Source organism: Flavobacterium sp. YJ01, assembly GCF_029320955.1.
Lineage (GTDB): Bacteria > Bacteroidota > Bacteroidia > Flavobacteriales > Flavobacteriaceae > Flavobacterium.
On record NZ_CP119757.1, the window covers coordinates 3938258 to 3964912 of the forward strand.

The following is a 26655-nucleotide window of genomic DNA, read 5'->3' on the forward strand; positions in this document are numbered from 1 at the left end:
CGGTCGAAATGACAAAAAACAGAAAAGCCCTTTATTAAAAAGGGCTTTTTTCATAATTATTTCTTCTGATTCTCAGAAACTAGCAATTTCAGAGAATTAATATAATCTGTATCAAATTCAATAACTCTAATTTTTTCTGGATTAAAACCTAATTCTCCTCCAAATTTACCTCTCGTTTCTAAGAAATCAATCAAAAGTTCTTCTTCAGTAAGAGAAATTAATTTTCCTAGATAAACTGCTTTGGAAGACTTTTTTGCAAGCTGAAAAATTCCGTATTTTCTATCAAGAAAATTTACAATCGAATTCAAATCTTGAATTGGAATAATATCTTCTGTGTTGATATTTATGCCTTTTAAGCGAATGACTTTTTCTGTAAAAATGTGTTCTTCGTCCCGGTGAATTGCTTCAATATTTTTATTTCTCAAAATAACAAAACCATCCAAAACAAAATCTACAGGATTATTTCGAAGTAAAATCCAATCATCAGAATAATCGATTAAAAAACCAGAGAAAATCTGTTTTTTATCTTGAAATTCTATTTCGACTAATTGTCTTAAATATTGTTCCATATTTTTAGTTTTTGAAATTCCAATAATCAAATTCCAAATTCCAATCTCGTAGCAATTGGAATTTGGAATTTAAAAAATTTGGAACTTATTTTTTTAAGGATTAGTAGACCAGATACTGCTATTTTTAATAAAGACTCTTCGGTTTAATTTTAACTGCGCAACAATCAAATCTGCCATATCTTCAGACTGCATTACTTTTTCTGGATTTCCGTCAGTCAAGTTTAAGTCTTTTGCCATATCTGTCGCAACCGTACTTGGCGTTAGAGCCGTAACACGAATATTATGTTTTCTCATTTCCTGCATCAAAGAATCGGTTAAGCCTAAAACAGCAAATTTCGAAGCGCTGTAAGCACTTGTCAAAGCGTTTCCGTTTAATCCAGCGGTCGAAGAAATATTGATAATATCTCCAGTTTGTCTTTCGATCATATTTGGAATAATGGCACGCGTTGTGTAATAGGTTCCCATTAAATTTACCTGAATAATTCTTTCCCAAGCTTCTGGCTCTAGTTCTAAGAATTTTCCGAAAGAAGCAATTCCGGCGCTATTTATTAAAATGTCGATATGTTTAAATTCGGCTAAAGCTTTTTCAACAGCATTATTTATAGAATTAATATCCGAAACATCGGCAGCTAAAGCTAACGTTTTTACGCCAAGTTGTGCAGTTTCTGAAGCTAATTGATCAATATCGTTTTGAGTTCTTGAAACTAAAATAAGGTTTACGCCTTCTTTTGCTAAAGCAATTGCTACAGCTTTTCCAATTCCTTTTCCAGCACCAGTAATTAGTGCATTTTTATTTTTTAAGTCGGTCATGATGGTAATTTTTAGAAATGCAGAAAGCATCATTTTAAGTCTTACAAAAATAAGCTTTTGCAAACTAAAATGATGCTTTAAAATATATTCTTAATCTAAGTTTAACAACTTTTTTTATTCTTTCAGAACCATGTCAATACACATTACAGCTCCCAAAATCAATTGTCTCAACGGACTTTCAGTTGCAACTGTAGCTTCAATTTGAAGAACATAATTGTCGGCACTCGTAAAAAACTCTTTTCCTAACCCAGCCCATTTTTTGCTTACCTGAGCCAATTGTTTGTTTTCATGAGAAAATTTGAAATCCCAGCCAGTCCATTTTCCTTGTAAAGTTGCAACTGGTCTTTCATTTTTATCCAGAATATCAAACTTTCCTCCAATAGAAAAGAATTTTTGTTTGAAAGTTCCAATCAAACGATCTTTTTCGTCTAAAACTTCAACAGTCGATCTGAATATCGCAACGCCTCTTCTTACCGTAATTAATTTCTCGCCAGAAGCAGTTGTGATTTCAATATTGAACGGAGTTGCTCTTTTGTAATCGGTAAAACGAAGTATTTTAGTGAAAAAACCAAGATTGTTTTCTCGGCAGTTCATAATGATTTGATTGGTTTCTGGATTGTAAATGTCGTAATTGTTTGCAGCTTTAAACATTCCGACATGTTCTTTTACTAAAAATAGATTTTGGCTTAAAATGGGATTCATACGAGTATAAAAAATTAATGTTTTAAAAAGCCCAAATGTAATATAATTTTTATTAATTGTACTGTTTTGAAGTTTCAACTAAACGAATAAACTCCGCTTTATAGCCTTCGCCGTCGTTTGAATTTCCTTGTTTCGCTAATTTTACAATTTCTTCAGAAGATTTGTCAGCAATTAATTTCGAATCTCTCAATTTCAATCCGAACCAAGCTACAGCAGAACTAAATTTCATGTCGTCACTTGCTTTGTTTAAAGCAACCGATTTGTTTTCAATAACCTGAACCATTTCGATGCTTTTTTCGCCGTCTGGTTTTTTGTAACGGAATTTAATTGTTGCCAATTCGTTGGTGTAATTGTTAGAATTGGTTTCTGTTTTAGTATATTTTAAATCATCTGGCTGTGCAGTCAAATAATCGCTTTTTACACCAGTTGGAATAATTTCATACAAAGCCGTAACGGTATGATTGCTTCCTAATTCTCCCGCATCAATGGCATCATTTTTAAAATCTTCTGGACGCAATTTTCTGTTTTCATACCCAATTAAACGATACGACTGAACTTGTTTTGGATTAAATTCGATTTGAATTTTTACATCTTTCGCGATAGCAAACATTGAACCTTTAAATTCTTTTCCTAAAAATCGATTTGCTTCCTGAATATTATCTATATAAGCGTAATTTCCGTTTCCTTTATCGGCTAAGATTTCCATTTTACTGTCTTTGTAATTTCCCATTCCGTAGCCTAAACAAGTTAAGAAAACGCCTGTTTTTCTTTTTTCTTCAATTAGTTTTTCCATATCAGAATTAGAAGAACTTCCCACATTAAAATCGCCATCTGTTGCTAGAATCACACGATTATTCCCATCTTTAATGAAATTTTCTGTAGCCGTTTTATACGCCAATTCAATTCCCGCGCCTCCAGCCGTACTTCCGCCAGATTGTAATTTATCTAAAGCATCGATAATTGTTTTTTTCTCATCGCCAGAAGTTGGAGGTAAAACCATTCCAGCAGCACCCGCATAAACCACAATTGCCACTTTGTCTTTCGATCTTAATTCGTTTACCAAAATTTTCAAAGATTGTTTTAATAAAGGCAGTTTGTTCATGTCGCTCATCGAACCCGAAACATCAATTAAGAAAACAAGATTAGAAGCTGGTAAATCTTCAGTCGGAATATTTTTTCCTTGTAAACCGATTTTCAGGATTTTGTTGTTTGGATTCCAAGGAGAATCGCTCACTTCTGTATTAATAGAAAACGGATGTTCATTTTTTGGCTGCGGATAAGTGTATTTGAAAAAGTTTACCATTTCTTCTACACGAACCGCATCTTTTGGAACTTGCTGTCCGTTGTTCAAAAAACGTCTGATGTTTGTATACGACGCATTATCAACATCTATAGAAAAAGTAGAAAGCGGCGCCGTTTTTGGACTTTCGAAAGCATTTTCTACAAAAGCATCATAATCTTCCTGAGTTGGTTCGGCAGGAATTGGCATGATATTTAATTTTTTGTCTAATTCTTTTTCAGAAAGATTTTTGTAAATTTCATTTTTAGTCGAAATAACAACAACTCCATTTGAAGCTTTACTTCCGTATACCGAAGTCGCCGCTTGATCTTTTAAAACCGAAACATTATCAATATCATTCGGATTAATTTTTGCCATTTGATTGGCTTTTGCAGGAACTCCATCAATAATATATAAAGGTTCATTTTTTGGAGAAACAGTAGCAATTCCACGGATGGCTACGTTCTGGCTTGGACTTGCAACATATGCAATATTATTGGAAACCTGAATTCCCGCTACTTTGCCTTGAAGTGCTTTTGTGGCTTCTTTTTTTTCTTTTCTTTTTTCGGCACGTGCATAACTTCTGTCTTCGTATTCCGAATTACTTCTTCCATAACCTACCACTACAACTTCGTTTAAAGTTTGTTGATCGGAATACATTTTTATATTAATGATATTAGAATCTTGTACATATTGTCTTTGCGAATTGTAACCGATAAAAGTAAAGACCAAAAGATCGCCTTTTTTAGCTTGAATGCTGTATTGTCCATCAAAATTAGTAGCAGCTGTAGTTTTTGCTGTCTGATTGAAAACATTTACACCTGGAAGTGGCTGTTTTGTTTCGTCTGAAACGATTCCAGTAATAGTTCTTTCTTGTGCCATACTTACGAAACATATAAGCATAGCAATAGCTGATGAAATAAGTTTTAGACTTTTCATGATAATAAGTTTTAAGATTAATTTTCGGATTTTGCTTTGTCAAAGCTGCAGACTTTGACAAAGCTTAGATTACTTTTTCGGAGCTGGTTTTCCGTTTTTTGTGGTAATAATTACAACTCCTTTTTTACCTTTTTCGCCATATTTTTCAGTGGCTTCAAGGTCTTGCAAAATAGTTATGGTTTTAATTTCCTGTTTGTCTAAAGGAGCATATGGGCTCGTTGGATTTTTTCCAAATAAATCATTTTCAGAATAATAAATGCCGTCGATAATGTATAAAGGTTCATCTAAAATTACCAGTGAATCTACATTTTCTGGAGTAAAATTTGGTATTTCTTCTCGAAGCATTTTATCTTTTTTGGCATCGTCACTATGTGCCATTGCATTTCCGTTAAGAACTACTAAAGGACTGCTTTTCTTTGCTTTTTGCGTTGCTGCCGAGGCATAAGCTACTTTTGCAGATTCTCTTTCTTTTGTTTCATAATAGCGGCTTTCAAGTATAGAATCTTTTCTTGTAGCAATCTTATCTTCGGCAGCATAACTTTTAAGAGGAGCATTTGCAGAAACAATCGCGTCTGAAGTCATTACTGGTTCAGATATTGATCGAACAACTTCCATATTTGGAGCTATAGTTTCCTGAACAGCTACTTTTTCTTTGTTTTTAGTTTGATTTTCTAAAATTTTAACTGCTTCTTCATTCGAAACAATTCCAGAATCTGATGACGGATTTGTATTTTTTTGATCTAAAATAGGTTTTTCAGATTGTTCTTTTTCCGTTTCCTGAATAACCAATTTTGGAGATTCGGTTACGGCATTTTTATCAGAGTGCAAAAATTGAAAACCTATAGAAATCAGTAAAAGAAGAGAAGCAGCAACAGCAATTTTTTTCCATAGCGCTATTGTTTTTTTGTCTTCTTTTTTGTCTAGTTTTTCTTCAACGCGCGACCAGACTTTTTCCATTCCGGGAAAGTCTTTAAACTCCGCATTTTGCGAAGCTTCTTTTATTTTATCGAATAATTTATCTTGATTGTCCATGACTATTTTGCTTTTTGATAATACAGTTTATTAACCAGTTCTTTCAATTTGGTCTTAGCGGCATTCAATTGTGATTTTGAGGTGCCTTCGGAGATCTTCAGCATTTCGGCTATTTCTTTATGTCCATAACCTTCAATAACAAAAAGGTTGAAAACAGTTTTACAGCCGTCTGGAATATGGTTTAATAAATTAAGTAAATCTTCTTCTTCTAACGTGTTTAATTCGTCGACAGAAGGCTGCGAAAGCAATTTCACATCGTCGAGATACATATTAAAGTTGGTTGCTTTTCTAATGGTCGCCAAACAATGATTAACCGTTATTCTTTTGGCCCAAGCTTCAAAAGCATAAGCTTCTTTTAACTGATCTAGTTTGGTGAAAATAGTGAAGAATGCATCGGCAAGAGCTTCTTCAATTTCTTCTTCCTTTTTTAAATATCTTTTGCAAAGGCGGTACAACTTAGGCGCCATGTATTCGTACACCTCGCGCTGGGCATCGCGGTGCATTTTTTTACAGTTTGCTATTTGAGTCTCGTTTATCACAATTGTTGTCTTTCTTATATAGAGAGATAAAAAGATAAAAAGGTTGGGAAGGTTGAAAAAAAAATATTTTTTTTTAAAGGTTCAGAGTTGCAAAGAAACAAAGTTACAAAGGTTTTTACTGTCGAGACGCACTGCAGTGCATCTTGCGTTATGTAATTATCCGGAAACTTGTCATTCCGAGGAACGAGGAATCTTCGCAAGTAGCTCGACAAAGATTGACGATTATGCATGAGGAGTTTCTTGTGGAGATTCCTCGTTCCTCGGAATGACAAAAATGAGGAATTATTTATTCTGAGAAAGTCTTTATTTAACAGGCAACGTCAATTTATAAATCTTAGTTTCTAAAACTTCCGTATCATTATCTTCACAAAGTAAAAACTCAATTTTATTGTTTTCTTTTTTGTAGAAAGTCAAACCTTCAAATTTATTGGTTGCAGTGATTTTTTGCGTAAAATCGATTTTCATGGTTTTAAGATCAATTCTACCGATAAAACTTCCTAAGATTTCGCCATCGTCATAAGTCGATTTGGTATCTTCTGCGGTAGAAAGAAAATAGATTTTATCGTCTACTAAAACGGCATCGGTAAAACTTGAACGAACGCCTTTTATTTTTGGCAATTTGTAATTAACAGAAATTAAAGCAAATTCTTCGTCTAGTTTTTTAGCATGAATGGTAAAAATGGTGTTTTTGTTAGAAACGCCATTTCCTCGATTAAATAAATACCAGTTTTCGCCGTCGAAAATCGCGCCTTCTAAATTGAAATCTTCTGGTTTTATTTCGCCAAAACTTTGCATTAAAGCATATAAATCGACTAAATTGTTTTTCTTTGAAACGGCTTTGTTTTTAAGATCAAATTCAATCATTTTATTTCGGTTTTCGGTAGAACCCGAACCAAAAACATAAAGCGTATCGTTATGGTGCGTCAAAGATTCAAAATCTGGTTTTAGGTTTTTTGGAATATTTTGCGTTGGATTATCAATTAAAGCGTGCTGGTTCAATTGCTGATTCTGCATATTGTATTCGTATAAGAATCCGCTGTTGTCGCCAATTACGTAAAGTGCATCGTTGTTATAAAATAATCCTGATGCCGAACCGATTCCGATGATTTGAAATAATATTTCTAAGGTGAATTTTTCCATGAATGTTGTTTTGAAAAGCTATGAATAGCAGTTTCTATAGTTATCCTAATTCGTAAAATTACTATATTTATAATATAAAATTTGAAAATATGAAGTCAATAGATCCAAAAGATTTTAAAGTTACAGATAAAGTAAAATTAAAGAACCTTCCAACTTTATTGAATATCGACGCTGACGATGATGAAAAGGAAGATAAACTAGACAAAGTAAAAGATAAACTGAGCGATTTGCAGGATATCATGTATGCGCACAATAAATATTCGGTTTTGATTTGCCTTCAAGGAATGGATACTTCTGGAAAAGACAGTTTGGTTCGTGAAGTTTTTAAAGAATTTAATCCGCGTGGAGTAGTGGTACATAGTTTTAAAACGCCAAATTCAACCGAATTGGAACATGATTATTTGTGGCGTCATTATATTGCGCTTCCAGAAAAAGGGAAATTTGCGATTTTTAATAGAACGCATTATGAAAATGTTTTGGTGACGCGCGTACATCCTGAATTTATTTTGGCTGAGAATTTACCAGGAATTAATTCGGTTGACGATATAAAACCTAAATTCTGGGAAAAGAGAATTGATCAAATCAATAATTTTGAAAAACACATTGCTGAAAACGGAACTATAGTTATGAAGTTCTTTTTGCATTTGAGTAAAGACGAACAAAAAAGCCGTTTATTACGCCGTCTAGAAGAAGGAAAGCATAATTGGAAGTTTTCGCCTGGAGATTTGAAAGAACGCGAACATTGGGATGAATATCAAAAATATTATGAAGAAGCCATCAATCAGACTTCTAAAGAACATGCGCCTTGGTACATTATTCCAGCCGACGATAAAGATATGGCGCGTTATATTGTAGCGAAGATAATTTGGGAAGAAATGAAGCAATATACCGATATTCAGGTTCCGCCTTTAGATAAAGAAATTCTAGATAATTTTGATGTTTATAAAAAGACTTTGGAGAAAAGTTAAATTAGATAATGTGTCAATTTGATAATTAGATAATTTTTCAAGCCCGACAAGTTTTTAAAACCTGTCGGGCTTGTTTTTAATTGGTTTGTGATTTCAATTTTATAAAATAAAAAAACCGACAGACTATGCGATCTGTCGGTTTTTATCCAAAAACAAAATAATAAATTAAACCTATTTTTTATAGTTTAAAACCATAAGCAACACGCAATGCTACTTGATTGGTTCTAAAATCGTGGTAATCTTCGTAACGTACACTCAAGTCGATATACTTGTTAGCATATCCAATTCCTGGCGCCCATAAAAAAGTAGTGTTATTGTACCCGTTTGTTACGGCAAAACCAGCACCAACTTCTCCTAATACATAAAATTGATCTTTTAACACAAAGGCTTTAAAACCTGCTTTAGCCGGAATAAATCCTAAATCTTTAATGTCATTTCCTGCGGCATCTTTGTCGCCATTAAATAAATTAGTAAATCCTGTTGTTAAGGTTAGGGATGTTTTTTTAGATAAATCGTATTGTAAACGAACGTCTCCACCAAGAGCCCAGTCGTAATCCCCATCGGTTGGTAATCCTCCATTTACACCAAAACCTAATCTAAATCCTTGATCGTAATTTGTTGCTTCTGTTTCTTGAGCGAAAGTTGTGTTAGAGAATAAAAAAGCAAAAGCAGCTAGGCAAATAATCTGTAATTTTTTCATGGCTTATAATTTTGAATTATTAATAATGTAAAAGTAAAACGGAGGTATTTGCAGATTGTTATACAATTTTTAAAAATCTTTATATAATATTGAGTTCGCCTTATTTTTGTCTTAAAATTGGTATATAATTTTATTAATAGGATAGAATTCGAAGCTTCTGATTATCTTTGCCGACTAAAATTGATTAGAAGTGAATTTAAAGCAGTACACCAAAGAGTTTTCGTATAATTTAAGATTGGCTTATCCTGTTATTTTGGGTATGGTTGGGCATACTTTAATTGGTATTGTCGACAATATTATGGTCGGAAAAATTGGAAGTACAGAATTGGCTGCGGTTTCCTTAGGAAACAGTATGATTTTTATCGCAATGTCGCTTGGAATTGGTTTCTCAACAGCAATAACGCCAATTGTTGCTGAAGGAGATGCAGAGAAAAATGATACTAAAATCCGTTCTGCGTTTCATCATGGATTATTTCTTTGTACCATTTTAGGTCTGGTACTTTTTAGCGTGATTATGTGCGCAAAACCAATAATGGAATTATTAAAACAGCCAGAAGACGTTATTGTTTTGGCAAAACCGTATTTGGGTTGGGTTGCTTTTTCGCTCATTCCTCTGGTTATGTATCAAGGTTATAAGCAATTTGCAGACGGAATGTCATTGACCAAATATTCTATGTATGCGATGGTTATGGCAAATGTGCTGCACGTTGGAATAAATTATGTTTTAATTTACGGAATTTGGATTTTTCCAAAAATGGGAATTATTGGCGCTGCTTTAGGAACGGTAATTTCTAGAATATTTTTGGTCATGTTTATGCATATCATGCTTTCGCGAAGAGACGATTTAAAACGTTTTTTTAAAGGTTTTAGTTTTAATGAAATCAAAAAAGCTACTATAAAGAAAATTATAAGCATAGGCTTTCCATCAGCAATGCAAATGTTGTTTGAAGTGGTTTTATTTACAGCTTCGATCTGGCTTTGCGGAAATATCGGAAAAACAAGTCAGGCTGCCAATCAAATTGCATTGAGCCTTGCATCGCTTACTTTTATGTTTGCGATGGGATTAAGTGTAACTTCGATGATTCGTGTAAGTAATCAGAGAGGTTTAACAGATTATAAAAAACTGCTTGTTGTAGCAAGATCTATTTTCCTGTTGGCTATTATTTTAGAAGTTTTCTTTGCTTTAATTTTTATAGCTTTTCATACTGTCTTGCCACATATTTTCTTAAATATGGAAAATACAATTCAGCTTACAGATAATACAGAAGTAATTGCTATTGCTTCCAAATTATTATTAATAGCAGCGGTTTTCCAAATTTCAGATGGAATTCAGGTTGTGGTTTTAGGCGCGCTGAGAGGATTGCAAGACGTTAAAATTCCGATGTATATTACCTTCGTAGCTTATTGGGTAATTGGTTTTCCGATTTCTTATTATTTAGGAGAACATACCGAACTGAAAGCGCAAGGAGTTTGGATCGGACTTTTAGCAGGTTTAACGGCGGCGGCGGTTATGCTGTATTTACGCTTTAATTATTTAACGAAGAAATTAATTACAAATAACAGTTTCGAATAACTAAATTTGAAAAAAATAACCATTAATAAAAATAAATAAATATGGAATTACCTAAATTTTTACTTGGAGATAATACTGATTTTCCAGATGATATTTTTATCATTCACCTTGATTATCCAAGATTTATAATCAATTTGAAAGATGATGAGGTAGAATTTTTAGAAGAGCCTGAAGATCTTGATGAAGCAGAATTAAATGCAGAAATGGAAACTTTGATCGAAAAAGCAAATGAGTTTTATGACAGAGAAATAAATCGTTACGAAGAGTAAAGAGGCATAACCATGCGTCTTTACTTTTAAATTGATTTTTTACGTTCTTATTCTATTTTTAATGAAAAAATTAAGTTTTTTAAAACCGATTTTCAATTTCATATTAATCGGTTTATTGATTACCACTTTAAGCCGTCTTTTTTTATTTTTTCTTTTTAAAGAAAGAGTAGAACAGACGCCAGATTTTTGGTATATTTTTCCGATTGGTCTTAGAATGGATTTGATATTACTTTGTTATTTATCATTTCTTCCGGCATTATTAATTACTTTTCTGCCGAATAAGTGGATGAAATTTACCAATAAGTTTTTGGTAATCTACAGCTTTATATTTCTGTTTTTAATTCTTTTTGTAGAATTAGCTTCGCCAGATTTTATAAAACAATACGATACACGTCCGAATAAGATTTTCTTAGATTATCTGATTTACCCAAAAGAAGTTGTCGGAATGCTTTTAAAAAGTTATCTGACTTCTATAATCGTAACATTTATGATTCTGGGAGTTGTACTTTATTTTGCTTTCAAAAAAGGGAAAAAGTTTTTTTATACGGTTAAGGCCGATTATAAATTCAAATTAATGGTATTTCCATTATTGGCTTTTTTATTGTTTTTCGGAGCACGTTCAAGTTTGACTTCAAAACGCCCGATTAATGCTAGTAATGCTGTTTTTTCTACAGATCAATTGACGAATACTTTGGGGTTGAATTCGTTTTATACAGTTGCCTTTGCGGCGTATTCAATTAAAAACGAAGGAAATACCAAAATGTATGGAAAAATGGATGAAGCCGAAGCCATTGCTCGTGTAAAAAAATACATGATTGCTGGACCAAATGATTTTACAGATGCTGAAATTCCGTTTTTGCATGTACAGCAGCCAGATTCTGTTTTGAAAAAGCCTTATAATTTGGTCATTTTTCTACAAGAAAGTTTAGGTGCCGAATATGTTGGAATTTTAGGAGGAAAACCATTAACTCCCGAATTTGATAAATTGTCTAAAGAAGGAACTTTATTTACCAATTTATACTGCACAGGAACTCGAAGCGTTCGGGGAATTGAAGCTGTCGTAACTGGATTTTTACCTTCTCCTTCTGAAAGTGTGGTTAGATTAGGAAATTCTCAACAAGGATTTTTTACCCTTGCGGATGCTTTAAAACAAAAAGGTTACAATACCAGTTTCATTTATGGCGGAATGGCAAATTTTGATAACATGGCTTCCTTTTTCAACGGAAATGGATTTCAGGATATCGTAGACCAAACCGATTTTGAATCTGATGGAAATAAATATGCTTTCAAAGGAACTTGGGGTTATTCTGATGAAGATTTGATAACTAAAGCCAACGAATATTTTAAATCGAAAGGAGATAAACCATTTTTCTCTCTAATGTTTTCGACTTCGAATCATGAACCTTTTGAATATCCAGCAGGAAGAATCAAACCTTATGACAAAAAGCCTGCAACAGTAAATAACGCCATGAAATATGCTGATTTTTCTATTGGAAAATTCTTCGAAATGGCGAAAAAAGAAGCGTATTTTAAAAACACAATTTTCATTGTAATCGCTGACCATAACACGAGAACATATGGAAAGAATTTAGTTCCGATTAATAAATTCCACATTCCTGCATTCATTATGGGGCCAGGTGTTGCAAAAGGAGCGGTTTATGATAGATTAGCAAGTCAGATAGACATTCCGCCGACATTATTAGCATATTTAGGAATTCCTTTTGAAACGCCAATGGTTGGAAGAAATTTAACCAAATTAGATGCAAAAGTACAGGGAAGAGCTATTATGCAGTTTAATGATATTAATGCTTTTAGAGTCGAAAATCAGGTTGTGATTATGCAACCAAATTTGAAACCACTTCAATTTGAAGTTAAAAATGATACGACTTTAATTCCAGTAAAATTAAATGAAGAATTAGCAAAAGATGCTTTAGCACATGTAATTACAGCTGGGAATTTGTATAAGGAAAGTAAGTATAAGCTTAGGGCTAAGAAATAGGTTCAAAGGCTCAGAGTTACAAAGGTTCAAAGGTTTTACTTTGGATCTTTGTTGTTTTTAATGAAATTGAAATGCTTTGCGGGTTCTCTCCCGAAACCTCGGGACGCTCGAACTGACAAACCACGAAAAAATAGGACAGTTTTGTCATTTCGACCGAAGGGAGAAATCACACTAGTAATTCGACAAAGGTTAGCTTTTGTTTGCGGAGTTTCTTGTGTGATTTCTCCCTTCGGTCGAAATGACAAGATCGAGAAAAAACCTTTGTCCCTTTGAACCTCTGCTACTTTGCACCTTTATTAAAATACAATTTTAATAACTCAGAAGCAGCTGCAAAAGGTGAAATTTCATTGTTTTGCACTGCTTTTTTATTTTGTTCTAAAAGCGAAATAATTTCGGGTTGATTATAAAAGTTTTGTTTCAACTGTTCATTGATGGTTTCCATCATCCAGAAATGATTTTGTTCATTTCTTTTTTCTTGGAAAAATCCTGTTTCTGTTGTTAGATTAAAATAATCAGAAATCGTATTCCAAACTTCAGGAATGCCTTCTTTTGTTACAGAACTACAAGTTGTAACTTTTGGTTGCCAGTTTGATTTTTTCGGAGGAAATAAATGCAAAGCGCGATTAAACTCAACTTTCGCTTGATTAGCTTTTTTAATATTATCACCATCCGCTTTATTGATTACAATTGAGTCTGCCATTTCCATAATTCCGCGTTTAATGCCTTGAAGTTCATCTCCAGCGCCAGAAATCTTTAAAAGCAAAAAGAAATCGACCATGCTGTGAACAGCGGTTTCACTTTGACCAACTCCAACGGTTTCAATAATAATAGTATCAAAACCTGCGGCTTCGCAAAGAATAATAGTTTCTCGGGTTTTTCGCGCCACACCGCCCAGAGTTTCTCCAGAAGCGCTTGGTCTAATAAAAGCATTTTCATCTTTAACCAATTCTTCCATTCGGGTTTTATCACCCAAAATACTTCCGTGCGAAAGAGAACTACTTGGATCAACTGCCAAAACAGCTACTTTTTTTCCTAATTGTGTCAGATGTTTTCCAAAAGCTTCAATAAAAGTACTTTTTCCGACACCAGGAACACCGGTAATTCCAATACGAATCGAATTATTCGCATGAGCTAAACAGCCTTGAACTACTTCATTTGCTTTTTCAAAATGATTAGGGTTTGTACTTTCGATTAAAGTAATCGCACGGCTTAAAGAAGTTCTATTTCCGTCTAAAATACCATTAATTAATTCTTGAGAAGTTGGTTGTTGTCTGCGTTTGTTTTTAATTTGATTAATAGCCGAAATATTGGTGATTTCGGGAGATGAAATCCCAGGTTTTTCAGAGATGTTTCCAACTTGTTTATTCAAATTTGACAAAATGCATTTTTTAGAAATGTAAAAGTACTGAAAACAAAAACAGTTTCAAAAAGTTAGTTTGCCACGAATTACACGAATTTCCACTAATTTGTTACAGCTTTTTTTGTCATCCTGAGCGAAGTCGAAGGACACGCAAGTAGCTCAACAAAGATTGTTTAATACAAAGAAACCCGACAGGTTTTTAAAACCTGTCGGGTCTGAATATTATTATGGAATTACTTTGTGAGTCCTTCGACTTCGCTCAGGATGACATCTAGAGCTTATAAAAATAATTTGTGAAAATTTGTGTAATTCGTGGCTAACAAAAAACTTAGATGTTTAGGATCTTAGCATCTAAAAAAATTAGTAACCCGCCGTAAAACGAACTTGGTGATGTTTTGGATTTTCTACTTCATCAGCTATAACAACCGCCAAATCTTCTACAGATAAAATACTTCTTTGCTCGTCGTTGAAAACTGGATTTTCTAATCCTAAACGGTATTTTCCAGTTCTTCCTGTTTTAGTTCCAGCGTGCATTTCGAATGCAGGGCTAAAAAATGCCCAATCTAAATCTTTTTCTTCTTTAATGATATTTAAATAATGTCTTGCAGCATTTGCACCAGGATAAATTTCTTTTGGAAAATCTGGCGTATCAACTGCTTGCAAATCTGGTGCAACGTATAAACTTCCAGCGCCTCCGATTGTAATGAAACGTTTTACGCCCGATTTTTTTGCAGCTTCCTGAATTGCTTTAGAACCTGCTAAAAAGTCATCGTAAATATTTGGATTTGTCCATCCCGGATTATAAGCGTTAATAATAGCATCGTGACCTTTTAAAATTTCAGCCAATGCGTCAATATTAAAAATATCAGCTGCAATCCATGTTGCATTTGAAGTGTCTTTTGGAGTTCTTGCGATAGCTGTAATTTCGTGTTTTCTATCTGCTAATTCGTTTAAAATTGCTGAGCCAACAAATCCTGTTGCTCCGATAAGTGCGATTTTCATAATATATAAATTTATTTAGTAATAAAAAATGTTACAGTTTTGGTTAAAAAAATAGTCTTAAAATTGATTCGAAAAATCTTCCAAAGATATATTCTGCAATTGTGCGCTTACTTTCTCGTTCATTTCGCTGTATAAAGCTTCCAGATTCTGATTGATTTTTTTTCCAACGGGACAATCAGGATTTGGCTGATTTTTAGCAAAACCTAAACCAATGGTTTCAAAAGTCATTTCGAATATTTCTTTTAATGTTAATTCAGAAGCGTTTACGGCCAATTTCGTTCCGCCATTTTTTCCTTCTTTACTTTCTACGATATGATGCGATTTTAAATTGGCAATTTCTTTTCTAATCAAAACTGGATTTACGTTCATGCTTCCCGCAATAAACTCCGACGATAAATAATCGTTTGGAAATTTATGCAACAAAGTAAGAATGTGAATCGTTATGGCAAATTTACCTGAAATCATACTGTAATAAAATATGTTACAAATTTACGTTTTTTTGTAACACAAAATACTAATTTAACTAAAAATTAATTCTTTACCTCAAATTTTAAATACTTATTTTTGTAATGAACTACAGATATGAACAATTTTCTTCTAATATTTTTATTCCTTGCACTCGGTTTAGTTTTACAGCGAGTGAAGCAATTTCCGATTCATATTTACAAGACATTAAATAAAATAGTCATCTATTTTTGTCTTCCCGCGATTACTTTATATCATATTCCGAAGATAAAATGGAGTAATGATTTATTATTTCCGATAGGAGCAGGCTGGATAACTTATATTTTGGCTTTTATCTTTTTTCATATTTTAGGAAGAAGAAATGGCTGGTCAAATAAATTGATTGGTTGTTTGATTTTAACTGCAGGATTAAGCAATAGTTCATTTTTAGGTTATCCGATAATTGAAGCTTTATTTGGGAAAAAAGGATTAGAAACGGCTGTTTTAGTAGATCAACCGGGAACTTTTGTCGTTGTTTCTACTCTTGGTGTTTTTACCGCAGCTTTTTATTCTAAAGGGAGTCCGAATTTTTTAGGGATATTTAAAAAGATTATTACGTTTCCGCCATTTTTAATGTTTGTTTTAGCTTGTGTTTTAAATGTTATGAATTATGATTTACATGAAAATATACAGAGCGCATTATTAAAAATTGGAAGTTTAGTAACACCTTTAGCATTACTTTCTGTTGGATTACAATTAACTTTTGATAGAAAAAGCCAGCATTGGAAATTCTTGCGATTGGGACTTTTCTTTAAATTAGTTTTAGTTCCTTTTATAATTTTTGTCTTGTATGTTTTTATTTTCAACCAACGTTCTGAAGTTATAAAAATCACATTGATGGAAACCGCAATGGCTCCAATGATTACTGGCGCAATCTTAGCTTCAACGTATGGCTTAAAACCAAAATTAAGCAGTATGATGATTGGTTTTGGAATCCCGATTTCTTTCTTAACCCTTGCTATTTGGTACTTTGTTTTGAGTTTTATTTAATTCAAAATACTAATTAGATAGAGAAAGTAGAATTTTAACTTTTTTTTACCTTTTGAATGTTTTCTAAATGCATTTTTTAGTTAATTTTAATGGAACTAAAAAAGATAAATTATGTCAACATTAAGATTAGGCGATATAGCACCAGATTTCAGCGCACAAACCACGCAGGGACCAATCAATTTTCATGAATGGTTAGGAGATTCTTGGGGTGTTTTATTTTCGCATCCAGCAGATTTTACTCCTGTTTGTACAACTGAATTAGGAACTGTAGCGAATTATGTTCCTGAGTTTACTAAAAGAAATACGAAAGTTATTGCACTAAGTGTAGATGGTCTAGATTCGCACAAAGAGTGGATTAAAGACATTAACGAAACTCAAAATACAGAAGTTAATTTCCCGATTATTGCAGACGAAGATAAAAAAGTAGCGAATTTATACGATATGCTTCATCCTAATGCAAGTGATAAATTTACAGTTCGTTCTGTTTTTGTTATTGGACCAGATAAAAAAATCAAATTGACTTTGACATATCCAGCTTCGACAGGAAGAAATTTTGACGAATTACTTCGTGTAATCGATAGTTTGCAATTAACAGCAAATTATAGCGTTGCAACTCCTGCAAACTGGAAAGACGGAGAAGATGTTGTAATTGCGCCAGCAATTCCCGACAGCGATATTCCAGCAAAATTCCCAAAAGGGCATACGCCAATAAAACCTTATTTACGTTTGACTCCGCAACCGAATAAATAGTTTTTGAGGTACTAAGATACTGAGATGCTAAGGTTCTAAGGTTTTTGATATAAAAAACGCTAAGATTTCACAAATTGAAATCTTAGCGTTTTATTTTTTTATAAAAATTCACAACGACTTGGTAGAAAACTTAGAACCTTAGCAACTTAGCCCCTCAGAACCTTACTTAACCGCCAACAAAGCATTCATTCTTTTTTTGTCTCCAACAACCCAAAGAATATCATTTTTTTCTAGAATTAAACTAGATTCTGGATTTAAGATACGATTTCCATTTCTTTCGATACCGACAACCATTCCGTCCGTTTTGGTTCTGAATTGACCAATGCTTTTTTGAACGAATTCATCTTGAGAAACCTCTAGCTGACGTAAAACAATATTAGTTTCTTCTACTTTTTCTGGCGCTTCTGTTTCGTTTTGATTTAAATATTTTGTGAATTCAACAATTTGTGCATCAGTTCCAATTACACAAATTTCATCTCCAGGAAATAAACGCTCGTTTTTAGTTGGAATCGGAATTGTAACTTCCCCGCGCTTTATATATGCAATGTTAATTCCTAATTGTTCGCGAATCTTTAATTCCTGTAATGTTTTACCAACCAAATTAGATTCTTTTTTAATATCAAAAAAAGACATGTGACCATCCCAAGGCATTAAATTAGCATATCTTCTGTCTATCTTTTTGTTCTCACGATCGTTCAGGTTTTTCAAAAAGTGATTTTCAATTTTATGATATTGTTCATTTAATTTTTTAGGGAAAATCTGGTAAGCTCCAATCGCAATAATAAGCGCAATAAAAGCAACTAAAGGCGAGAAGAATATATTCAATAAAAATCCGACAAAGAACAATCCAAGACTCATTCTGATTAAAATAAGCATTAATAAAGCTCCTCTGTATTTTCGTTCTTCCCAAAGTATTTCTACTTCTTCAACTTTTACGCGTCGAAGCGAAAGCGCCCATAAAAAAGGAGCAATAATAACTAATGTCAATAAAGCTGCTAAAGTGTTTCCAAATCGTGTATCGGCTACCAATGGAGCAACGAATTTAGCTGACAATAAAATAATTGCGGTAATAATTATGGTATGAAGTATAATCTGCGTTATAGATGAACGAAGTACAATCTGCCAAGTGCTGACAGATTTAATAGCTTGCGCATTTACACTATATCGGTTGATATTTTTAACCCATCGTTTCGGCATTTTTGATTCTAAAAACAAAGCAAATCTTTCGGAATACTTAATCAAAAAAGGAGTTGTAAAAGTAGTTATGGCAGATACTGCAACAATAATTGGATATAAGAAATCGCTGGTTACTTTTAGCGTCATTCCAAGAGTTGCAATAATAAAAGAGAATTCTCCAATTTGCGCCAAACTCATTCCAGTTTGTACAGATTGTTTTAATGGCTGACCAGAAATCAATGCTCCGATAGAAGAACTAAAAGCTTTTCCGAAAATAGTTAATAAAGTAATTAAAGCAACAGGAAGAGCATAAGAAACTAAAGTTCCAGGATTAATCAACATTCCTACCGATACAAAGAAAACGGCACCAAATAAATCTTTAACTGGCTGAATTAAATGCTCAATTTTTTCTGCCATCGTTGTTTCAGCAATAATAGAACCCATTATAAAAGCTCCTAAAGCAGGTGAAAATCCAACTTTTGCAGCAAAAATCACCATCATTAAACATAATGCCAATGATATTATAAGCAACATTTCGTCTGTCAAAAGGTGTTTTGCTTTTTTAAAAATTGTCGGAATAATAAAGATTCCGCCTAAGAACCAAATGATTAAAAAGAAAACTAATTTTAAGACAGATTGCAATAATTCTGTTCCAGAAACTTGATCGCTTACTGCAATCGTTGATAATAAAACGAGCATTAAAATCGCAACAATGTCTTCAACAATTAAAGCCCCAAATACAATTCCGACGAACTTTTTTCCTTTAACTCCTAATTCATCAAAAGCTCTAATGATAATGGTTGTTGAAGAAATAGAAAGCGTTGCTCCAAGAAAAATACTATCCATTTTTCCCCAGCCCATCCATTGTCCAACGCAAAACCCGACTAATGTCATGAATAAAATCTGGGTTATGGCGGTAACAGACGAGGTGCCTCCAACCTTCATTAGTTTCTTAAAGCTGAATTCGAGTCCTAAACTAAAAAGTAAAAATATAACCCCGATTTCTGCCCAAACTTCAACACTTTTCATGTCTGTAATAGAAGGAAAGAAATCGAAATGGTTTCCGGCTAAAAATCCTGCAATCAGGTAACCTAAAACCAAAGGTTGTTTCATTTTTTTAAACAATAGAACGGCAATTCCAGCTGTCATCAGGATTAATCCCAAATCACTAATTAGAGGTTGTAGATGGTGTGTACTTTCGGCAGCGGCATTTAATGCAATCATATAAAAACGTGGTATTTTTTTTTAAGGAGCTGATCCAGCTTTTCATTTCAAGCTTTTGTTCAAAAACGCCTATTTTTTGGCGCCGTTTCAGGAGCTTCCGTTGGTCGCTCTGTAACGGCAAAAAAATATGGCTTTTTTCACAAAAGGCTTTTCATTTCAATCTGGGCTAAACTCTGGATTTAAATAAAAAAAGCTATCTCGATAAAGATAGCTTTTTTTGGTAAAATATTTGGTGTTTTTCTTTAAATTCCTGTGTAATTACTAGGCGTTATTGATAATAATTCTGCTCGAACAGCATCAGAAACTTCCAAAGTTGCAATAAAATTATGAATTGCATTTTTGTCAATAGCTTCGTTTGTTCTTGTTAAACCTTTTAAAGCTTCATACGGATTTGGGTAAGCTTCACGACGCAAAATAGTCTGAATTGCCTCAGCCACAACTGCCCAGTTTCTTTCTAAATCTTCGGCAAATTTACTTTCGTTTAAAAGTAATTTATTCAAACCTTTTAAAGTTGCTTCAAAAGCGATAATTGTATGTCCAAAAGGAACTCCAACGTTACGTAAAACAGTGCTGTCAGTTAAATCGCGCTGTAATCTTGAGATTGGTAATTTTGCAGAAAGATGTTCAAAAATAGCATTTGCAATTCCTAAGTTTCCTTCAGAGTTTTCAAAATCAATTGGGTTAACTTTATGTGGCATTGCAGAAGAACCGATTTCTCCAGCTTTGATTTTTTGTTTAAAATAATCCATCGAAACATACGTCCAAATGTCACGGTCTAAATCGATGATAATCGTGTTGATTCTTTTTAAAGCATCAAAAAAAGCAGCAAAATGATCGTAATGCTCAATTTGAGTTGTTGGGAAAGAATGTTTTAAACCAAGATCTGTTTCAACAAATTTATTTCCGAATTGTTTCCAGTCAATTTGCGGATACGCTACATGGTGTGCATTGAAGTTTCCTGTTGCACCACCAAATTTAGCGGCAAACGGAATGTTGAATAACAAACGCATTTGCTCTTCTAAACGCTCTACGAATACCAAGATTTCTTTTCCTAAACGAGTAGGAGAGGCTGGTTGTCCGTGCGTGCGAGCCAACATCGGAATGTCTTTCCATTCAACACATAATTCTTTTAATTTTGCAATTACAGCAATTAAAGTCGGCATATAAACTTGCTCAAACGCTTCTTTTGTAGAAAGCGGAATTGCAGTATTATTAATATCTTGAGATGTTAATCCGAAGTGAATGAACTCTTTATATTGAGATAAACCCAATTTTTCAAAAGCATCTTTTATGAAATACTCAACCGCTTTTACGTCGTGGTTGGTTACTTTTTCTGTTTCTTTAATCCAAAGTGCATCTTCAGTTGAGAAGTTTTTGTAGATATTTCTCAAGCTTTCAAACAAACTAGAATCAATACCTTGCAATTGTGGTAATGGAATTTGGCATAAAGCAATGAAGTATTCCACTTCAACCAAAACACGGTATTTTATTAAAGCTTCTTCAGAGAAAAAAGGGGCTAAATTTTGAGTTTTATTTCTATATCTTCCATCAATTGGCGATATAGCATTCAATTCGTTTAGAGTAGTCATTGTTATGTTGTTTTTCGAAAGGTGCAAATATAAACAGAATTTGCGGATTTAAAGTAATCAGAAAGTCAATTGAATAAATTTAAAAAGAGAAAAATAGAACATAACACAAATTTCACGAATTGACACGGATTTTTTTGGCAACTTGATAGATAACGCAAAAGATTCGTGTCAATTCGTGAAATTTGTGTTCATTAAATTATGTGTTTAAATCGATTTTAATTTCTCTCTCAAATCCGCAACTCCTTCAGAGGCAAATTTTGCAATTGTTTCTACTTTATTTCTAATATTCGGAATCGCAATTGGTTTTGGATCAATATAAAAAACAGGCGTTGTACTTGGAGCATAAGCAATTAAGCCAGCCGCAGGATAAACTTGTAGCGAAGTTCCAATTACAGCAAAATAATCTGCAGTTTCAGTAATGTCAATTGCTTCTTCTAATGCAGGAACTTCTTCGCCAAACCAAACAATATGAGGTCTTAATTGGTGTCCGTTTTCATCAAAATCTCCAGTAAATAAATCTTCTGTCCAATCTAAAATTAGATTTTTATCTCGAACGCTTCTCACTTTTAATAATTCTCCATGTAAATGCAAAACTTTTGTACTTCCTGCACGCTCGTGCAAATCATCCACGTTTTGAGTAATAATATGGACATCAAAATCTTTTTCAAGTTCAGCTAAAATAATATGCCCCAAATTTGGATTAACTTCTTTTAGTTGTTGACGTCTTTTGTTGTAAAAGTCTAAAACCAATTCTTGATTTTTATGCCAGCCTTCAGGTGTGGCAACTTCCATAACATCATGACCTTCCCATAAACCATCGCTGTCGCGAAAAGTTTTGATGCCGCTTTCTGCACTAATTCCTGCTCCTGTTAAGACTACAAGTTTCTTTTTCATTTTTATATGAAGATTTTTTTGATTCTCATTCAAAGATAAGGAAATGAGAAATCTTTCAAATGAAATAGTTATTTTCGCAAACTAAATTTCCTTAATGTAGGCTGATGAACTTATAGTTAGAAATAAAAATATTAAAAATGATTGATTTAGATTACCTCGCATTCTTAGAAAACATATTAACTGATAATAGAAAAGCTAATTTTTTAAAAGTATTAGAAAACAGAACTAAACATTTTACAGTTGCTGTTGAAGATGTTTATCAAATGCATAATACAAGCGCTGTAATGAGAAGCTGTGAAGTTTTTGGAATTCAGGAATTGAATGTAATCGAACAGCGTTTTGGAAAACGTATCGATAAAGAAATTGCTCTTGGCGCTCAAAAATGGGTTGATATTAATAGATTTGATTCGGTTTCAGGTTGTCTTTCTGATTTAAAAGGAAAAGGTTATCAAATTATTGCTACGACACCGCATGAAAAAGATTGCATGTTAGAAGATTTCGATATTACAAAACCCAGCGCTTTATTCTTCGGTACAGAAAAAGAAGGTTTGTCAAAAGAAATTATGGACAATGCAGATGGTTTTTTAAAAATACCGATGGTTGGTTTTACAGAAAGTTTAAATATTTCTGTTTCCGCAGCAATCATAATTCAGAGTTTGACAAACAGGTTAAGAAGATCTGATATTAATTGGAAATTATCTGAAGAAGAAATTTTAGTAAAACGTTTGTTGTGGGCAAAGAATTCTATAAAAGATATTAAAAGAATAGAAGAAAGATATTATCAGGATAATCCGAGATAATTTTTGCCACGAATTTCACAAATTCATGCTGATTTTTTTTCAGAAAAATAAAAAAGCAATTCGTGAAAATTGCTGTAATTAGTGGCAAAAAAACAAAAAAATCCCCGACTACATTTGTAATCGGGGATTTTATATTTTAGATTAAATCTATTTATTCATTAACCAAAACCCAAGTTCCAGCAGCTAATAAACTTTCTGCTTTTTTGAATTTCATAGTTTCGGTTTTACCAGTAGCAACTTCCTGAACTGTAACAGTATCGTTTCTGTTGATTTTTGGCATATCTCTAACGATAGTTTCTGTAACCTGACGTTGTTGAGTTTCTCCAGCTTCACGGTTCAAACTTTCGCTGTTTGGAATTTCGTCTTTACTTAATTGTAAATTTTCTTTTGGACGAGCGATTTCTCTTGCTTCGTGAATTTCAGGAGTTTCTTGAGCAGGTAAATCACCTTTAAATAAGAATGAAATTACTTCTTTGTTCACATTGTCCAACATTCCTCTAAACAAGTTGAAAGCTTCTAATTTGTAGATAAGCAATGGATCTTTTTGTTCGTGAACAGCCAATTGAACAGATTGTTTCAATTCGTCCATTTTACGTAAGTGTTTTTTCCAAGCTTCATCAACAATAGAAAGCGTGATATTTTTCTCGAAATCAGCGATTAATTGAGCGCCTTCGCTTTCGTAAGCTTTTTTCAAGTCAGTTACCACATTCAAAGTTTTAATTCCGTCTGTAAATGGAACTACAATTCTTTCAAAGTGATTATTTGGCTCTTCATAAACTCCTTTTACAATTGGGAAGGCTTCTCTTGCGCTTCTTTCTGTTTTTTCAGTGTAGAAAGCCAATGCTTCTTTGTATACTTTTCCTGTAACTTCAATGTCAGATAATTTAGCAAAATCAGCTTCTGAAATTGGAGAAGTGATTCCGAAATAACGAATTAAATCAAATTCATATCCTTTGAAATCATTTGTTACTTTATTGTTGCTTACAATTAATTCGCAAGTATCGTAAAGCATATTCGCGATATCCAGTTTTAAACGCTCGCCAAACAATGCGTGACGACGACGTTTGTAAACTACTTCACGTTGAGAGTTCATTACGTCATCATATTCTAATAAACGTTTACGAACACCAAAGTTGTTTTCTTCTACTTTTTTCTGAGCACGTTCAATAGATTTAGTCATCATAGAATGCTGAATAACTTCGCCTTCTTTCAATCCCATTCTGTCCATTACTTTCGCAACTCTTTCAGAACCGAATAAACGCATTAAGTTATCTTCAAGAGAAACGTAGAATTGAGAACTTCCTGGATCTCCTTGACGACCAGAACGACCACGTAACTGTCTGTCTACACGACGAGAATCATGACGTTCTGTACCAACGATTGCTAAACCTCCCGCAGCTTTTACTTCTGGAGATAATTTAATATCGGTACCACGACCTGCCATGTTTGTTGCAATAGTTACAACTCCAGCTTTACCAGCTTCTTCAACGATTTGTGCCTCTTGCTTGTGCATTTTAGCATTCAATACGTTGTGTGTGATTCCTCTCATTTTAAGCATACGGCTTAATAATTCTGAAATCTCTACAGAAGTTGTTCCAATCAATACTGGTCTTCCAGCTTGTGATAATTCAGTAACGTCTTCAATTACAGCGTTGAATTTCTCACGTGTTGTTTTGTAGATATAATCTTCTTTATCAATTCTTGCGATTCCACGGTTAGTTGGAATTTCAACAACGTCTAATTTGTAAATCTGCCATAACTCGCCTGCTTCTGTAACAGCTGTACCTGTCATACCTGCTAATTTGCTGTACATTCTGAAATAATTCTGTAATGTAACTGTTGCAAATGTTTGTGTTGCAGCTTCGATTTTTACATTTTCTTTTGCTTCAATCGCTTGGTGAAGACCGTCAGAATAACGACGACCATCCATGATACGACCTGTTTGTTCATCGACAATCATAATTTTGTTGTCCATGATTACGTATTCCACATCTTTTTCAAATAAAGCATAAGCTTTTAAAAGCTGAGTTAAAGTATGGATACGCTCGCTTTTTACTCCAAAATCTTGGAATAATCTTTCTTTAGCTTCTGCTTCAGAATCTTTGTCAAGTTTTTGTTTTTCAATCGCAGCGATTTCTGTTCCGATATCTGGTAAAACGAAGAAATCGGCATCTGTATCTCCAGAAAGGTATTTAATACCATTATCTGTCAATTCAACTTGATTGTTTTTTTCTTCAATCACAAAATATAAAGCTTCATCCACTTTATGCATTTCGCGATTGTTATCTTGCATGTATTGATTTTCAGTTTTTTGAAGCAATTGTTTAATTCCTTCTTCACTTAAAAATTTAATTAATGCTTTATTTTTAGGTAAAGATCTGTAAGCTCTTAATAATAAGAATCCACCTTCTTTAGTATTTCCTTCTTTGATTAATTTTTTAGCTTCAGCTAAGAAACCATTTGCTAACTGACGTTGTTGTGCAACTAAGTTTTCGATTTTTGGTTTCAATTCATTGAATTCATGACGATCTCCTTGAGGAACTGGTCCAGAAATGATAAGCGGTGTTCTAGCATCATCAATTAATACAGAATCGACCTCGTCGACAATAGCAAAATTGTGTTTTCTTTGAACTAAATCGCTAGGAGAGTGCGCCATATTATCTCTTAAATAATCGAAACCAAACTCATTGTTAGTTCCGTAAGTGATATCGGCATCGTATGCTTTCTTTCTTTGTTCTGTACTTGGCTGGTGATTATCGATACAATCAACAGATAAACCGTGGAATTCGAATAAAGGAGCTTTCCATGTACTATCACGTTTTGCTAAGTAGTCATTCACAGTTACTAAGTGAACTCCGTTTCCAGTCAAAGCATTTAAGTAAAGAGGAAGAGTAGCAACCAAAGTTTTACCTTCTCCCGTTTGCATTTCGGCAACTTTACCTTCGTGCAAAACCATACCACCAATTAACTGAACATCATAGTGAATCATATCCCAAGTGATGTCTTTTCCGGCAGCATTCCATTTGTTAGCCCAAATAGATTTTTCACCATCAATTGTAATATATGGCTTTGTTGCAGAAAATTCACGGTCTTTTGCCGTTGCAGTAACTTCAACATGTGAGTTTTCTTTGAAACGACGAGCCGTTTCTTTAACAACAGAAAAAGCTTCTGGAAGAATTTCCAATAAAGTTTTTTCTGAAATCTCGTAAGCTTCTTTTTCAAGAGCATCAATAGCATCATAAAGATCTTCTCTTTTGTCGATGTCTTCGATGTTTTCTACTTCTGCTTTAAGCGCAGCAATTTTAGCATCTTTATCAGCTCTAGCTTCTTTGATTCTATCTTTAAAATAAACAGTTCTTCCTCTTAATTCGTCATTAGTTAGACTCATTAAGGGAGCTTCGAATGTTTTAATTTTATTTAAGTAAGGTTGTAAAGCTTTGACATCTTTCTGTGATTTATCACCTACAAAGACTTTAATAATACTGTTTATGAAACTCATGATTTATTTTATTTCTTTATTATTTAATATGTATTTGAACCAAAAAAAAAGCCTCTATGATGAGACTTTTTCCTTTGGTTTATTTTTTTAATATTCATCCTCATTCCAAAGATAATCTTCGTCTGTTGGATAATCAGGCCAAATTTCTTCCATTGATTCATATATCTCGCCTTCGTCTTCGATTGATTGAAGGTTTTCTACTACTTCTAATGGAGCGCCTGCTCTAATAGCGTAGTCAATAAGTTCATCTTTGTTAGCAGGCCATGGCGCATCACTTAAATAAGATGCTAATTCTAATGTCCAATACATCTGTTATCTGTTTAGTTTGTGCAAAAATAAATTTTTTAC

Annotated in this window: 23 protein-coding genes; 7 read left to right on the forward strand and 16 right to left on the reverse strand. The window is 33.4% G+C overall.

Annotated features, from left to right (window positions below):
* Positions 1-56: 56 nt before the first annotated feature.
* The 7 genes from P0R33_RS17370 to P0R33_RS17400 form a co-directional block, all read right to left on the reverse strand.
* Positions 57-569 (reverse strand): hypothetical protein, encoded by a 513-nt coding sequence (locus P0R33_RS17370; RefSeq protein WP_276172431.1) that lies wholly within the window; start codon positions 567-569, stop codon positions 57-59.
* Positions 570-662: 93 nt separating this feature from the next.
* The gene (locus P0R33_RS17375) at positions 663-1379 is read right to left on the reverse strand and encodes a 3-ketoacyl-ACP reductase (RefSeq protein ID WP_276172432.1); all 717 of its coding nucleotides are present in this window, start codon (positions 1377-1379) and stop codon (positions 663-665) included.
* Positions 1380-1493: 114 nt separating this feature from the next.
* Positions 1494-2081 carry a phospholipid scramblase-related protein gene (locus P0R33_RS17380; RefSeq protein ID WP_276172433.1) on the reverse strand — a complete coding sequence of 196 codons (588 nt, stop codon included), beginning with the start codon at positions 2079-2081 and terminating at the stop codon, positions 1494-1496.
* Positions 2082-2133: 52 nt separating this feature from the next.
* On the reverse strand, positions 2134-4299 hold the full coding sequence (locus tag P0R33_RS17385; protein WP_276172434.1) for a von Willebrand factor type A domain-containing protein: 2166 nt from the start codon (positions 4297-4299) through the stop codon (positions 2134-2136).
* 69 nt (positions 4300-4368) lie between these two features.
* Positions 4369-5331, reverse strand: coding sequence for a hypothetical protein (locus P0R33_RS17390; RefSeq protein WP_276172435.1), 963 nt, complete (start codon positions 5329-5331; stop codon positions 4369-4371).
* Positions 5332-5333: 2 nt separating this feature from the next.
* Positions 5334-5834, reverse strand: a complete 501-nt coding sequence (locus P0R33_RS17395) for a sigma-70 family RNA polymerase sigma factor (RefSeq protein WP_229349070.1) — start codon at positions 5832-5834, stop codon at positions 5334-5336.
* 339 nt (positions 5835-6173) lie between these two features.
* Positions 6174-7010, reverse strand: a complete 837-nt coding sequence (locus P0R33_RS17400; protein WP_276172436.1) for a hypothetical protein — start codon at positions 7008-7010, stop codon at positions 6174-6176.
* An 89-nt stretch (positions 7011-7099) separates the two neighbouring features.
* On the opposite strand from P0R33_RS17400, the gene P0R33_RS17405 reads away from it, so the two are divergent.
* Positions 7100-7978 (forward strand): PPK2 family polyphosphate kinase, encoded by an 879-nt coding sequence (locus P0R33_RS17405; RefSeq protein ID WP_276172437.1) that lies wholly within the window; start codon positions 7100-7102, stop codon positions 7976-7978.
* 178 nt (positions 7979-8156) lie between these two features.
* Here P0R33_RS17405 and P0R33_RS17410 read toward each other — a convergent pair whose 3' ends face one another.
* The gene (locus tag P0R33_RS17410) at positions 8157-8678 is read right to left on the reverse strand and encodes a hypothetical protein (RefSeq protein WP_229349080.1); all 522 of its coding nucleotides are present in this window, start codon (positions 8676-8678) and stop codon (positions 8157-8159) included.
* A gap of 190 nt (positions 8679-8868) precedes the next feature.
* Between P0R33_RS17410 and P0R33_RS17415 the strand changes: the two genes are divergently transcribed.
* The 3 genes from P0R33_RS17415 to P0R33_RS17425 all read left to right on the forward strand — a co-directional run bounded on the left by P0R33_RS17415 (position 8869) and on the right by P0R33_RS17425 (position 12519).
* On the forward strand, positions 8869-10251 hold the full coding sequence (locus P0R33_RS17415; protein ID WP_276172438.1) for an MATE family efflux transporter: 1383 nt from the start codon (positions 8869-8871) through the stop codon (positions 10249-10251).
* 41 nt (positions 10252-10292) lie between these two features.
* The gene (locus P0R33_RS17420) at positions 10293-10520 is read left to right on the forward strand and encodes a hypothetical protein (protein WP_276172439.1); all 228 of its coding nucleotides are present in this window, start codon (positions 10293-10295) and stop codon (positions 10518-10520) included.
* Between the two features lie 61 nt (positions 10521-10581).
* Positions 10582-12519: an LTA synthase family protein gene (locus P0R33_RS17425; protein WP_276172440.1), complete on the forward strand. Its 1938-nt coding sequence runs from the start codon at positions 10582-10584 to the stop codon at positions 12517-12519.
* A gap of 280 nt (positions 12520-12799) precedes the next feature.
* On the opposite strand, the gene meaB is transcribed toward P0R33_RS17425, so the two are convergent.
* From meaB to P0R33_RS17440, 3 genes are all read right to left on the reverse strand, one after another.
* On the reverse strand, positions 12800-13897 hold the full coding sequence (gene meaB / locus P0R33_RS17430) for a methylmalonyl Co-A mutase-associated GTPase MeaB (RefSeq protein WP_276172441.1): 1098 nt from the start codon (positions 13895-13897) through the stop codon (positions 12800-12802).
* Between the two features lie 342 nt (positions 13898-14239).
* A complete protein-coding gene (locus P0R33_RS17435; RefSeq protein ID WP_276172442.1) occupies positions 14240-14881 on the reverse strand; it encodes an NAD(P)H-binding protein in 642 nt (213 codons plus the stop codon).
* Positions 14882-14938: 57 nt separating this feature from the next.
* On the reverse strand, positions 14939-15346 hold the full coding sequence (locus tag P0R33_RS17440) for an Rrf2 family transcriptional regulator (RefSeq protein ID WP_276172443.1): 408 nt from the start codon (positions 15344-15346) through the stop codon (positions 14939-14941).
* 117 nt (positions 15347-15463) lie between these two features.
* On the opposite strand from P0R33_RS17440, the gene P0R33_RS17445 reads away from it, so the two are divergent.
* Both P0R33_RS17445 and P0R33_RS17450 read left to right on the forward strand, forming a co-directional pair.
* Complete coding sequence (locus tag P0R33_RS17445; RefSeq protein ID WP_276172444.1) at positions 15464-16375, forward strand: AEC family transporter; 912 nt, start codon at positions 15464-15466, stop codon at positions 16373-16375.
* A 111-nt stretch (positions 16376-16486) separates the two neighbouring features.
* Positions 16487-17125, forward strand: coding sequence for a peroxiredoxin (locus tag P0R33_RS17450; protein WP_184159842.1), 639 nt, complete (start codon positions 16487-16489; stop codon positions 17123-17125).
* Positions 17126-17287: 162 nt separating this feature from the next.
* Here P0R33_RS17450 and P0R33_RS17455 read toward each other — a convergent pair whose 3' ends face one another.
* The 3 genes from P0R33_RS17455 to P0R33_RS17465 form a co-directional block, all read right to left on the reverse strand.
* Positions 17288-19525: a cation:proton antiporter gene (locus tag P0R33_RS17455; protein WP_276172445.1), complete on the reverse strand. Its 2238-nt coding sequence runs from the start codon at positions 19523-19525 to the stop codon at positions 17288-17290.
* Positions 19526-19767: 242 nt separating this feature from the next.
* The gene (gene purB, locus P0R33_RS17460; RefSeq protein WP_276172446.1) at positions 19768-21114 is read right to left on the reverse strand and encodes an adenylosuccinate lyase; all 1347 of its coding nucleotides are present in this window, start codon (positions 21112-21114) and stop codon (positions 19768-19770) included.
* 204 nt (positions 21115-21318) lie between these two features.
* Positions 21319-22008 (reverse strand): NAD-dependent deacylase, encoded by a 690-nt coding sequence (locus P0R33_RS17465; protein ID WP_276172447.1) that lies wholly within the window; start codon positions 22006-22008, stop codon positions 21319-21321.
* 137 nt (positions 22009-22145) lie between these two features.
* Here P0R33_RS17465 and P0R33_RS17470 point away from each other — a divergent pair, with 137 nt between their 5' ends.
* Positions 22146-22808 carry an RNA methyltransferase gene (locus tag P0R33_RS17470; protein ID WP_276172448.1) on the forward strand — a complete coding sequence of 221 codons (663 nt, stop codon included), beginning with the start codon at positions 22146-22148 and terminating at the stop codon, positions 22806-22808.
* A gap of 151 nt (positions 22809-22959) precedes the next feature.
* Here the strand turns inward: P0R33_RS17470 and secA are convergent, their stop codons facing one another.
* Both secA and P0R33_RS17480 read right to left on the reverse strand, forming a co-directional pair.
* Positions 22960-26307, reverse strand: a complete 3348-nt coding sequence (gene secA, locus P0R33_RS17475) for a preprotein translocase subunit SecA (protein WP_276172449.1) — start codon at positions 26305-26307, stop codon at positions 22960-22962.
* Between the two features lie 87 nt (positions 26308-26394).
* Complete coding sequence (locus tag P0R33_RS17480; RefSeq protein WP_007138072.1) at positions 26395-26616, reverse strand: DUF2795 domain-containing protein; 222 nt, start codon at positions 26614-26616, stop codon at positions 26395-26397.
* Positions 26617-26655 lie beyond the last annotated feature (39 nt).

What these genes read in the sequence shown, in the direction of transcription:
- P0R33_RS17370 (WP_276172431.1), bottom strand. Translation starts at nt 569, where the DNA reads ATGGAACAATATTTAAGACAATTAGTCGAAATAGAATTTCAAGATAAA.
- P0R33_RS17375 (WP_276172432.1), bottom strand. Translation starts at nt 1,379, where the DNA reads ATGACCGACTTAAAAAATAAAAATGCACTAATTACTGGTGCTGGAAAA.
- P0R33_RS17380 (WP_276172433.1), bottom strand. Translation starts at nt 2,081, where the DNA reads ATGAATCCCATTTTAAGCCAAAATCTATTTTTAGTAAAAGAACATGTC.
- P0R33_RS17385 (WP_276172434.1), bottom strand. Translation starts at nt 4,299, where the DNA reads ATGAAAAGTCTAAAACTTATTTCATCAGCTATTGCTATGCTTATATGT.
- P0R33_RS17390 (WP_276172435.1), bottom strand. Translation starts at nt 5,331, where the DNA reads ATGGACAATCAAGATAAATTATTCGATAAAATAAAAGAAGCTTCGCAA.
- P0R33_RS17395 (WP_229349070.1), bottom strand. Translation starts at nt 5,834, where the DNA reads ATGCACCGCGATGCCCAGCGCGAGGTGTACGAATACATGGCGCCTAAG.
- P0R33_RS17400 (WP_276172436.1), bottom strand. Translation starts at nt 7,010, where the DNA reads ATGGAAAAATTCACCTTAGAAATATTATTTCAAATCATCGGAATCGGT.
- P0R33_RS17405 (WP_276172437.1), top strand. Translation starts at nt 7,100, where the DNA reads ATGAAGTCAATAGATCCAAAAGATTTTAAAGTTACAGATAAAGTAAAA.
- P0R33_RS17410 (WP_229349080.1), bottom strand. Translation starts at nt 8,678, where the DNA reads ATGAAAAAATTACAGATTATTTGCCTAGCTGCTTTTGCTTTTTTATTC.
- P0R33_RS17420 (WP_276172439.1), top strand. Translation starts at nt 10,293, where the DNA reads ATGGAATTACCTAAATTTTTACTTGGAGATAATACTGATTTTCCAGAT.
- P0R33_RS17425 (WP_276172440.1), top strand. Translation starts at nt 10,582, where the DNA reads ATGAAAAAATTAAGTTTTTTAAAACCGATTTTCAATTTCATATTAATC.
- P0R33_RS17435 (WP_276172442.1), bottom strand. Translation starts at nt 14,881, where the DNA reads ATGAAAATCGCACTTATCGGAGCAACAGGATTTGTTGGCTCAGCAATT.
- P0R33_RS17440 (WP_276172443.1), bottom strand. Translation starts at nt 15,346, where the DNA reads ATGATTTCAGGTAAATTTGCCATAACGATTCACATTCTTACTTTGTTG.
- P0R33_RS17445 (WP_276172444.1), top strand. Translation starts at nt 15,464, where the DNA reads ATGAACAATTTTCTTCTAATATTTTTATTCCTTGCACTCGGTTTAGTT.
- P0R33_RS17450 (WP_184159842.1), top strand. Translation starts at nt 16,487, where the DNA reads ATGTCAACATTAAGATTAGGCGATATAGCACCAGATTTCAGCGCACAA.
- P0R33_RS17455 (WP_276172445.1), bottom strand. Translation starts at nt 19,525, where the DNA reads ATGATTGCATTAAATGCCGCTGCCGAAAGTACACACCATCTACAACCT.
- purB (WP_276172446.1), bottom strand. Translation starts at nt 21,114, where the DNA reads ATGACTACTCTAAACGAATTGAATGCTATATCGCCAATTGATGGAAGA.
- P0R33_RS17465 (WP_276172447.1), bottom strand. Translation starts at nt 22,008, where the DNA reads ATGAAAAAGAAACTTGTAGTCTTAACAGGAGCAGGAATTAGTGCAGAA.
- P0R33_RS17470 (WP_276172448.1), top strand. Translation starts at nt 22,146, where the DNA reads ATGATTGATTTAGATTACCTCGCATTCTTAGAAAACATATTAACTGAT.
- secA (WP_276172449.1), bottom strand. Translation starts at nt 26,307, where the DNA reads ATGAGTTTCATAAACAGTATTATTAAAGTCTTTGTAGGTGATAAATCA.
- P0R33_RS17480 (WP_007138072.1), bottom strand. Translation starts at nt 26,616, where the DNA reads ATGTATTGGACATTAGAATTAGCATCTTATTTAAGTGATGCGCCATGG.